Here is a 7,809-nt window from a genome sequence, read left to right as displayed (position 1 = left end):
ACAAGTTTACAAAAAAATCTCCGCCGCGTACAGCAGAGATTTTGGGCGTTTATAAGATACCTGAATAGTTACAGAAACTTAATAAAAATCAAATACGCAGCTGCTACTTTTTAAATGAATGTCCTTCATAATCGAAATCGTAGAAAGCCTTAAGATGCGGAGAAACCGGCACGGAAACGGATAACTGTTCGTTCTTGCGAACAATGCCATGGAGGTATGCTGATGCTAATCCATGCACAGTTGGAACGCCGCAGTCGCAGCTGCATCGACGAACGAAACGCGCTTTGGTCGCCGGCCAAGGCTGCTTGTTGACCGATCCGGAGTCGTACATAAAAGCATGGAGCTAGACGAGCTCATCTTGCTTGCTATGTGCCTCGCTGGATATGAAAATCAAATGCCCGCAGTGCGGGCACCGTATGTTCTATTCCCCGGCCACCTGAAGGCCGAGCCTGTCCACCACGATTAACGCCTCTTCCATTGTAGCATGAGAGAGAATGACAAGAAACGGGGTCATTTGACCCACGTTTCTCCCCACTTTTGAACGGCATTCATGACCGGTTCCAGTGCTTTTCCCTTATCTGTTAATTCGTACTCGATCCGGACTGGCGTCTCTGGATAGACGTGCCGGCTGATTAATCCGGCGGCTTCCAGCTCTTTGAAGCGTTCGGCAAGCATGCGGTCACTCATCCCGGGAATCATCTCGGAGATATCTTTAAAGCGGCACGGCCCTCCCAATAATGCTCGGATAATCAGACCGGTCCAGCGCTTGCCTAAAATTTCAAAGGCGGCTTCGAACTTGGGACATAAATGATGCGGATGATCTGTCATCGTTTTCACCTCTTCTTACTGTTCATTTTAGCATAAGTTACTTGACAAAAGTAAGTTTTTTGTTTTTGTCGTTTTTTGTCGCAAAATAGAGTTGAAAAATCGAATAAAGTAAAGTATAACAGCGATAGGACTTTCATGAAAATCATACCATCATTCAGGAGGAACCTTCCATGTACGGTGCACCGTTGTCGACGAACGCGAAAAAAATGATACTGTAGTCCATCATTTTGAAACAGGTACAAGCCCTCTAAAAGGAGAGATCGTCCATGAATGCACATGAAGTAGATTACCGGATTATAGGTTCGGAAATGCAGTTTGTCGAGATCGAGCTTGACCCGGGAGAAACTGTTTTTGCCGAAGCCGGATCGATGATGATGATGGACCAGAACATTCAGATGGAGACGATTTTCGGCGACGGCAGCGACCAGAACAAAGGCTTCGTCGGAAAGCTGTTCGGCGCGGGCAAGCGGCTGCTTTCGGGTGAGAGCTTGTTCATGACCGCGTTTACGAATCGGGGCACAGGCAAGGAATGCGTCAGCTTTGCCTCCCCTTATCCAGGCCGCATCTTGCCGATGGATCTGATGGAGCTGAACGGCAAGCTGATCTGCCAAAAGGATGCGTTTCTGTGCGCGGCGAAGGGCGTTTCGGTCGGCATCGAGTTTCAGCGCAAGCTAGGCGCCGGATTTTTCGGCGGGGAAGGCTTCATCATGCAGAAGATTGAAGGCGACGGTCTGGCGTTCGTTCACGCGGGCGGGGCGATTTATGAGCGAGTGCTGGGCCCGGGCGAAATGATCCGTGTGGATACCGGTTGTCTGGTCGCGATGACGCAGGATGTGGATTACGACATCGAATTCGTCAAAGGCATCAAGACGGCGATCTTCGGCGGCGAAGGGCTGTTCTTCGCCACGCTGCGCGGACCGGGCCGGGTGTGGATTCAGTCGCTGCCGTTCAGCCGGTTGGCGGATCGGGTGATGAGCGCGGCGCGGACGGGCGGACGCAAGGAGGAGGGCAGCATTTTGGGCGGCGTCGGGAAACTGCTTGACGGCGACCGTTAAAAAACGATATGATCGATAGTACGATAATTTTTGCCGCTCACTATATCGTTGAAAGAGGTGCTGTAGATGGCGTACCAACCACAGGTCATCGATGCCAAAATCGTCAGTCACAATTCGAAAAACGGATTGTTCGAAATCGTAGCACAATTGAAGGATCGGACGGTTTGCCGTCTTATTTACGAACAGGATACGGCAGGCAACGTCACGCCAACCCATATTAACCGGCTGCTGAAAGAGCCTTGCCCAATTTGCCGCAAAGACTTTTTGTGCAACTGCATGTCCAAGTTCAAAGAAAAGATTTCGTCTCAAGCGCTTGAGTTGGCGGGTACTCCGCAAGCTTAAACCGGCGGACTGTTCGAACGACCCGTGGACCTCGATTGTTCGCGGGTTTCCAGGTTCGATACGGCAAGCACCCTCGTGGTGCTTTTTTTCTTTTCCCCTGGTTGTATGGTAAAATGAAGAAATCAATGTCATTGGAAGGCGGGAGCTGCCATGCGCATCGGAATCGTATCCGATACTCATATGTTCAGTCGGGCCAGGGCGCTGCCGGAGCCGCTTGTTCAAGGCTTGCAGGGGGTCGATCTGATCCTGCACGCGGGAGATTGGGTGGACGAGGCCGTGTGCGATCTGTTTGAGGCGTTGGCCCCGGTTGACGGGATTGCCGGCAACAACGACGGCATGGACATCGTTAGACGCTTCGGCCGCCGCAAGCTCCTTGAGCTCGGCGGGTACCGCATAGGGATGGTACACGGGCACGGCGGTCGTTCTACGCCCGATACGGCTTACGAATCCTTCCGAGAAGCGGAAGGGAAAGGGACGGCGGACATCGTGCTGTTCGGCCACTCGCATATCCCTTATAAGGAAGAACGCGGAGGCATGCTGCTGTTCAATCCCGGATCGCCGACCGACAAGCGCCGGCAGCCCCGGTATTCCTACGGTATCCTTCAGCTCGGGGACCGGGTGGAGGCTGACCATTATTTTTTTGACAAAACCAATTGATTCAGGAGACGGAGGAAGCGGCATGGCACAGTGGAAAGAAATTACAACCAATGAAGAATGGGAACAGCTTTTTGCGGCGACGACGGAACAACCGATCGTTGTGCTCAAGCATAGCACGGCATGCTCGATCAGTTTCATCGCGCTGGAGGAATCCGAAGCTTATCTCAGCAAAACGCCGAACCCGGATGTCGAGTATGTGTTGGTCAAGGTCATCGAGTCCCGTCCGGTGTCCAACCAAATTGCCGAGGATACGGGATTGAGGCACGTTTCGCCGCAACTGTTATATATCAAGAACAAAGAAGTGGTCTGGGACGCTTCGCATTGGAATATTAACGAAAAACGCATGACTGCCGCGTTGAACTAAGGCCGTAAGCTAAGGCTAAGGAAAGGGGAGCGACCGCAATGGGAGTGACGCCGCTAGCGTTTTTTTCCGGCGCGTTGTTTGCGCGCAAACTATGCTACGTCTATCTTCCTCCGAGCTATAACGAGTCTGAGGACACCCGCTACCCGGTTATCTATTTGCTTCACGGGCTAAACGGGAACGAAACGAGCTGGAGCGTGAAAGGAAACGCCGAGCAAACGATCGGACAGCTCATGGCATCCGGAGACCTTCGCGAGAGCATCGTAGTGATGGTCAGCGACGGAGGTTACGGCCACGGCACGTTTTACGTCAATTGGTTTGACGGCTCGGGACGCTTCGAGGATTATTTCCTGTACGATCTTATTCCGGCAATTGACCGCGAGTTCCGCACGATTGCAGCTTCTTCCCATCGAGCTCTCTGCGGCCTGTCTATGGGCGGCTACGGCTCGTTCGTGCTGGCGCTGCGCAATCCGCATCTCTTCGGGGCGGCAGCCAGTATCGCGGGCGCGCTCATGTCGGTCGGCCTTATGTCGGAAGCGTTCCTTCGTACGGAAGTGTGCCGGATGATCGGACCCGTGCACGGGCCTTATGCGCAAGAGCTGGATTTGCATGTGCTGGCTGCACGAAGGGTGAAGGAGGAAGTCCGGCCCGCGCTTCATTTCAACTGCGGGACTTCGGACTCGTTATTCCCGCTCAACTCCGCTTATGGGGCGCTGCTGGAGCAAATTGGCTACCCGCACGAGTATATGGAATTCGAAGGGGATCATAACTGGGAGTACTTCGGAGGGCACCTGCCTAAGGCGCTCCGCTTCATCGAACGTTATTTTGCCGGATCGGCGCCAAAGCACACCACGACGGTTTGAGAATCGGCGCCGCCGAAAAGCCCGCCGTCTTCGGTGGATGAAATGGATCATTTCATCGCCGGAGACAGGCGGGCTTTGGTGTGCCCGGCTCTTCGCCGCGGTAAATTTTCGCAGGAGTAGAAGGGGAAGTGAATATTTTCGGCGCGGCATGGCTTCACGAAGCGATTTCCGATATAATGAATGTCAATAAGATATCAGTGTAAGCGGAGGAACATTCATGAAGGTCGCGATTACTGGGGGGACCGGCTTTGTCGGCAAACATTTGACCCAGTTGTTTTTACAAAAAAAAGATACGGTAATCCTCATCTCACGGAAAAAGCGACGTTCGGATCATCCGTTGATTCGCCATATGACATGGGATGAACTGGAAAGTAACATAAAACCGTTGGAGGGTGTCGACGCGATCGTCAATCTGGCCGGGGAAACGATCAACCAGCGCTGGACGGAGGAAGCCAAGAAGCGGATTCTGGAATCGCGCTTGGACGCGGTTAACCGCGTCCAAGCCCTTATCGAACAGCTGGATAAAAAGCCTGTGTTGGTAAATGCGTCCGGGATATCGATCTATGGCACGTCGGAGACAGAGTCGTTCATAGAGGAAAGCGAACTGCGTGTGGAGGACTTTTTGTCCGGCGTCGTCGACCAATGGGAGATGCTGGCGGAGCATATCCCTGATACGCGCGTCGTTCTGCTGCGGATCGGACTTGTGCTCGGCAACGACGGAGGCGCCTTTCCGAAGATGAGCTTGCCGTTTAAGCTCGGTGTCGGCGGACGGGTCGGCAGCGGCCGGCAAATCTTGTCGTGGATTCATATTGAAGACCTGTGCCGGATGATTGAGTTCTGCATCGAGCATGAAGAGATCGAGGGGCCGGTCAATGGGACGGCGCCGATTCCGGTGACGAACGACCAGTTCGGACGCAGCTTGGCCAAGGCGCTCCGCCGGCCGTACTGGTTTCCGGTTCCGGCATTTGTGCTGAAAGCGTTGTTCGGCGAATTGTCCGAGCCTTTGTTGAAGGGTCAGAAAGTATTTCCGAAAGTCGTCACCGACCTCGGATTTCGGTATAACTATCCGGTGATCGATCATGCGCTCGAAAATCTGGTACGGTCCGGCAAGAAAGGATGAACGCGAGATGATCGAATACGGCAACCCGGACATCCGCGAGCTGCGGTTCGCGCGGTTTCATTCCCGGGCGGAGGTGCGCGGCGAGCAGTGGATCGATGTGGAAGTAAGTATGGAGCTGGCGGAGGACAGCGAGGCGCCGGAAGGGATCGTTGAACTGGGAGCGCTCATCGTCTGTACGCGCCGGGGAGACATCGTCGAAATCGTTCCGCAGGACGAAGGAAGAGACTGCGAGTACCAGTTTACGGAGCAGGAAAAAGCGCAGCTGCGAGTATATTATGAGCGGGAAGTTCGGCTGATGGTGGAACATATGCGCTAAAAAAAAGATTGAAGCCAAATGCGGCTTCAATCTTTTTTATTTTTCGACATCGCGGCCTTCAGCGCTTCTTCCAGGCTGGAGCCGAGCGAAACGTTATCGCTGTACTGCTTGGCAAGCTGGGCTTGCTGCCGCTTGGCCGCGCGTCCGCCGCCGGATTCGCCGAGCATCTCGATCACGTTGCATGACCGACACTGCGCGTATTTGCCCGCTTTGCCCGTTTGGATCTCCATCCGCTTATGGCACTGCGGACAACGCTTGTTCGAAAGCGCAGGCTCCGCGGCCCGTTTATATGAGCATTCCCGGTCGCTGCACACGAGCAGTTTGCCCCGCTTGCTCTTGATCTCTTGCAGCGGCTTGCCGCACTCGGGGCAGCGGGAATGGGTCAGATTATGCGGCTTGTATTCCGCCTCGCTCGCCTTAACCTCGCGGACAATGGCCTCGGTTTGCTTGCGAATGCTCTCTATGAACTTGCCGGCGTCGCCTTTGCCTTTGGAGATGCGCTCCAGTTCCTGCTCCCAGGCGGCTGTCAGCTCCGGGGAACGCAGCTCGGGCACGACGAGCTCGATCAACTGGGCGCCTTTGCCGGTCGGCTGGAGCGTATTCATGCGGCGTTCGATCGTATCGGTCTGCAGCAGCTTCTCGATAATATCGGCGCGGGTTGCCGGCGTACCGAGATTGTGTTTTTCCATCACCGCAAGCAGCGCTGCCTCGGTGAAACGGCCCGGCGGCTTGGTTGTCTGCTTGTGCTGGCCGAGCCGGAACTCCTTCAGCTCCATCCCTTGCTGAAGCGGGGGCAGCGTTTGCCGGGAGGCCGGTTCGTCTTCGGCCGCCTCGTCGTCCTCGTCCGCTCCGGTCGATGCGCCTGCCTCATACAGCGCCTTCCAGCCCGCTTCTTTCACGATGCGCCCTTTGGCGTGGAAATGCTCTCCTCCGATCTCCAGCGTCACCGATGTCTCGTCATAGCGGAATGCCGGAGTGAATAACGCGATGAACCGGCGCACGATCAGGTCGTACAGCTTGCGCTCCTCGGCTGTCAAATTGTGCAGCTGCGGGTGTTCGTCCGTCGGAATGATCGCATGGTGGTCCGATATTTTGCTATCGTCGACGACGCGCTTGGAGACCGGAAGCGGCTTCGAGAGCAGCGGTTTGATCCAAGCCGCGTAAGGCTGGACGTTCAAAGCCTTGAGCCGGTCGGGAAGCGTAGAGACCATGTCCGAGGACAAGTGCCGCGAATCGGTGCGCGGGTACGTGACGAGCTTGTGCTGCTCATACAGCCGCTGGAGTACGTTTGACGTCTGCTTCGCGGTAAAGCCGTGCCGCTTGTTGGCATCGCGCTGCAGCTCGGTCAAGTCGTAGGCGAGCGGATGGGGCTCGCTCTTCTCTGTAACTTTAAGCTGCGCAACCTTGGCTGACCGCGCCTTATTCAAGCGTTCGAGCAGCGCGTCGGCTGCGGCTTTATCGAACAGGCGTCCGTCCGGATGAGCCTGGCTCCGCCATAAGGCCTGGAACGAGCCAAACTGCGCTCGCAGCATCCAATAGTCCTTCGCCTGAAACGATTTGATCTCGCGCTCGCGGTCCATCATCGCTGCCAGCGTCGGCGTCTGCACGCGTCCAGCTGCCAGTTGGGCGTTATGTTTGCAGGTTAAGGCGCGCGTAATGTTGAGTCCGATCAGCCAATCCGCTTCCGCACGGCAAACGGCGGAACGGTACAGCGGATCGTACGCTTGCCCCGGTTTCAGCGAGGCGAAGCCGTCGCGGATCGCCTTGTCCGTTTGCGAGGAAATCCAGAGCCGCTTGAACGGTTTTTTCCAACGAATCATCTCCATGATCCAGCGGGCGACCAGCTCGCCCTCGCGTCCGGCGTCGGTTGCAATGATGAGCTGCTCCAGATCGCCGCGCTTCGCAAGCTGCGCGATGGCCTTATATTGCGGCGTAGTTTCACGAATGATTTTCAGCTTCATCCGCGAGGGGAGCAAAGGCAAATCCTCCAAATTCCAGTTTTTATACTTTGGATCGTATTCCTCGGGCTCGGCCAGCGTGACCAAATGCCCTAATGCCCAGGTCACCACATAACCGGGGCCCTCCATATAATGCTTATGCTTCTGCTGGCAGCCCAGAACGCGCGCGATTTCCTTGGCGACGCTCGGCTTCTCCGCTAATACGAGTGATTTCATAACAAGCTCCTTTCAACGGGGGTCGTTTAGTCATAACATAATAGCACGAAAATAGCACGAAAGTCCTAACACTTTTTTAATACGCGTCTGCTA

At 55.1% G+C, this 7,809-nt stretch carries 9 protein-coding genes; 7 read left to right on the top strand and 2 right to left on the bottom strand.

Going from position 1 to position 7,809, the window contains the following annotated elements:
* Positions 1-510: 510 nt before the first annotated feature.
* A complete protein-coding gene (locus NLX71_RS20435) occupies positions 511-828 on the bottom strand; it encodes a winged helix-turn-helix transcriptional regulator (protein WP_254365612.1) in 318 nt (105 codons plus the stop codon).
* A 266-nt stretch (positions 829-1,094) separates the two neighbouring features.
* Here NLX71_RS20435 and NLX71_RS20430 point away from each other — a divergent pair, with 266 nt between their 5' ends.
* The 7 genes from NLX71_RS20430 to NLX71_RS20400 all read left to right on the top strand — a co-directional run bounded on the left by NLX71_RS20430 (position 1,095) and on the right by NLX71_RS20400 (position 5,542).
* On the top strand, positions 1,095-1,883 hold the full coding sequence (locus tag NLX71_RS20430; protein WP_254365611.1) for a TIGR00266 family protein: 789 nt from the start codon (positions 1,095-1,097) through the stop codon (positions 1,881-1,883).
* Positions 1,884-1,949: 66 nt separating this feature from the next.
* On the top strand, positions 1,950-2,225 hold the full coding sequence (locus tag NLX71_RS20425) for a hypothetical protein (RefSeq protein WP_254365610.1): 276 nt from the start codon (positions 1,950-1,952) through the stop codon (positions 2,223-2,225).
* 150 nt (positions 2,226-2,375) lie between these two features.
* Positions 2,376-2,882 (top strand): metallophosphoesterase family protein, encoded by a 507-nt coding sequence (locus NLX71_RS20420; RefSeq protein ID WP_254365609.1) that lies wholly within the window; start codon positions 2,376-2,378, stop codon positions 2,880-2,882.
* 22 nt (positions 2,883-2,904) lie between these two features.
* Entirely contained in the window at positions 2,905-3,246 is a 342-nt protein-coding gene (gene ytxJ, locus NLX71_RS20415; RefSeq protein WP_254365608.1) for a bacillithiol system redox-active protein YtxJ, read from the top strand.
* 38 nt (positions 3,247-3,284) lie between these two features.
* The gene (locus NLX71_RS20410) at positions 3,285-4,106 is read left to right on the top strand and encodes an alpha/beta hydrolase (protein ID WP_254365607.1); all 822 of its coding nucleotides are present in this window, start codon (positions 3,285-3,287) and stop codon (positions 4,104-4,106) included.
* Between the two features lie 217 nt (positions 4,107-4,323).
* A complete protein-coding gene (locus tag NLX71_RS20405; protein ID WP_254365606.1) occupies positions 4,324-5,226 on the top strand; it encodes a TIGR01777 family oxidoreductase in 903 nt (300 codons plus the stop codon).
* On the top strand, positions 5,186-5,542 hold the full coding sequence (locus NLX71_RS20400) for a hypothetical protein (protein WP_254365605.1): 357 nt from the start codon (positions 5,186-5,188) through the stop codon (positions 5,540-5,542). Before NLX71_RS20405 ends, NLX71_RS20400 begins: the two co-directional genes overlap by 41 nt.
* A gap of 26 nt (positions 5,543-5,568) precedes the next feature.
* Here NLX71_RS20400 and NLX71_RS20395 read toward each other — a convergent pair whose 3' ends face one another.
* Complete coding sequence (locus tag NLX71_RS20395) at positions 5,569-7,716, bottom strand: DNA topoisomerase III (protein ID WP_254365604.1); 2,148 nt, start codon at positions 7,714-7,716, stop codon at positions 5,569-5,571.
* Between the last annotated feature and the right edge of the window lie 93 nt (positions 7,717-7,809).

This window comes from Paenibacillus sp. MZ04-78.2, from assembly GCF_024213375.1.
In the GTDB taxonomy this organism is placed as follows: domain Bacteria; phylum Bacillota; class Bacilli; order Paenibacillales; family NBRC-103111; genus Paenibacillus_G.
This window is presented reverse-complemented; position numbering and strand designations above follow the sequence as displayed.

Bases quoted from the DNA above. Each gene is read 5' to 3' on its own strand.
- NLX71_RS20405 (WP_254365606.1), top strand. From the start codon at position 4,324: ATGAAGGTCGCGATTACTGGGGGGACCGGCTTTGTCGGCAAACATTTG.
- NLX71_RS20420 (WP_254365609.1), top strand. From the start codon at position 2,376: ATGCGCATCGGAATCGTATCCGATACTCATATGTTCAGTCGGGCCAGG.
- NLX71_RS20395 (WP_254365604.1), bottom strand. From the start codon at position 7,716: ATGAAATCACTCGTATTAGCGGAGAAGCCGAGCGTCGCCAAGGAAATC.
- NLX71_RS20430 (WP_254365611.1), top strand. From the start codon at position 1,095: ATGAATGCACATGAAGTAGATTACCGGATTATAGGTTCGGAAATGCAG.
- NLX71_RS20435 (WP_254365612.1), bottom strand. From the start codon at position 828: ATGACAGATCATCCGCATCATTTATGTCCCAAGTTCGAAGCCGCCTTT.
- NLX71_RS20425 (WP_254365610.1), top strand. From the start codon at position 1,950: ATGGCGTACCAACCACAGGTCATCGATGCCAAAATCGTCAGTCACAAT.
- NLX71_RS20410 (WP_254365607.1), top strand. From the start codon at position 3,285: ATGGGAGTGACGCCGCTAGCGTTTTTTTCCGGCGCGTTGTTTGCGCGC.
- ytxJ (WP_254365608.1), top strand. From the start codon at position 2,905: ATGGCACAGTGGAAAGAAATTACAACCAATGAAGAATGGGAACAGCTT.
- NLX71_RS20400 (WP_254365605.1), top strand. From the start codon at position 5,186: ATGCGCTCGAAAATCTGGTACGGTCCGGCAAGAAAGGATGAACGCGAG.